This is a genomic window from Synechococcus sp. W60.3, from assembly GCF_047502615.1.
Lineage (GTDB): Bacteria > Cyanobacteriota > Cyanobacteriia > Thermostichales > Thermostichaceae > Thermostichus.
Window position 1 is genome coordinate 1 of sequence record NZ_JANSHJ010000083.1, and the last position, 1,128, is coordinate 1,128.

3 protein-coding genes and 1 pseudogene are annotated in these 1,128 nt (G+C 59.4%); all 4 read left to right on the forward strand.

Annotated elements, in window-relative coordinates; translation table 11 throughout:
• Positions 1 to 180, forward strand: a pseudogene (locus NW846_RS12580) (hypothetical protein); the annotation flags it as partial.
• 60 nt (positions 181 to 240) lie between these two features.
• On the forward strand, positions 241 to 411 hold the full coding sequence (locus NW846_RS12585; RefSeq protein ID WP_414348704.1) for a chlororespiratory reduction 6 domain-containing protein: 171 nt from the start codon (positions 241 to 243) through the stop codon (positions 409 to 411).
• Entirely contained in the window at positions 411 to 542 is a 132-nt protein-coding gene (locus tag NW846_RS12590) for a hypothetical protein (RefSeq protein ID WP_255322549.1), read from the forward strand. The genes NW846_RS12585 and NW846_RS12590 overlap by 1 nt, the downstream gene beginning before the upstream one ends.
• A gap of 98 nt (positions 543 to 640) precedes the next feature.
• The gene (locus NW846_RS12595) at positions 641 to 1,066 is read left to right on the forward strand and encodes a hypothetical protein (protein ID WP_414348707.1); all 426 of its coding nucleotides are present in this window, start codon (positions 641 to 643) and stop codon (positions 1,064 to 1,066) included.
• The last annotated feature ends 62 nt before the right edge of the window (positions 1,067 to 1,128 follow it).

Genomic DNA, 1,128 nt, shown 5'->3' on the forward strand with positions numbered 1-1,128 from the left:
GTTGGTTTGCTAAGTGCTGCTATTGTACCCCTTGAGCCCTTAACAGGCTGTAGCTGTGTCGTCGTGCCGATTACCTTCTACCTTCCTGCTAAAGCCATTCAAGCTCTGGATTTAACCCCGGGCCATGAGCTGTTGAAAACGTTGATGGCGGATCCTGTCCGGGCTGCCCAGCAGGTGTAATGCGCCATCGATTGGCCGCGCAGCCCCGACGATCCGCGCGAGCTGTCGGAGATCCCGGAGGTGCGCCTGTGGTTTATTCGTTGGGACACGGTCTGCCCCTGGATGCCCTACTTCCTCAACTGGCGCCAAGGAGAGCTGACCCGTTACGCAGCCATGTTGGTGCCCCATCAATTCAACCCTCGCGAGGGCATTGTTTACAACCCAGAAGCGCTGGAAATCTCTTTGTGTTGATGCGGTGGTTCAAGCAGCAGAAACTGGGATCCCTCTCGATGCTGCGGGATATGGCTTTGGTGTTTGGCTTCGAGGTCCAGCTGGAGTTTCTCACTCTCTGGGAGTCTGAGGTGGGGGATCCGAACTCATGAGGGTGATGGTGGCCGATACCTGGCCGGGGATCCCCGGAGCCGCAGCAGTGGCCAGCGCCTGGCAAGAGGTGGTCCAGAGACCTTGAGTCCAGCTCAGGGTGGATCCCAACCCTTCGGAAGCTCAGCTCAAGGCCCTCTGGCAACAAATCGGCGAGCGGGCAACCAATCCCCTCCTGGTTCTGCCGGGCAGTGTCGCCGATCCCCTGGAGCCAGGCCAAGCATGGGCCGATTTGGCCCATGCTTGGGGGTTTAGCCTGCTCTTAACGCTGCGACGGGAGGCCGCCCTGAGCCAAGCAACCGCCTTTGCCGCCCTGATGCGCCAAGCCAAGGTCCGCAACTTGGGCTGGGTGCTGGTCGGATCCCTGCCCGAAACCGAGGATCCCCAAGCTTTGGAGGAGCTGGATGCAGCTTTGATCCCACGCCTAGAGGCTCAAGTTGGAATGCCGGTGCAGGGGAGAATGGCTCTGGATGGGCAGATCCTTTGGGACACCGATTCCCTTGAGCAACTGGGCTACGTTCTATGAAAAGCAGAAAAACCCCCCAGCGTCTGCCAGGGGATTCAAGAAGGACTGGTCGACTAGGTCAG

What these genes read in the sequence shown, in the direction of transcription:
- NW846_RS12590 (WP_255322549.1), top strand. Translation starts at nt 411, where the DNA reads ATGCGGTGGTTCAAGCAGCAGAAACTGGGATCCCTCTCGATGCTGCGG.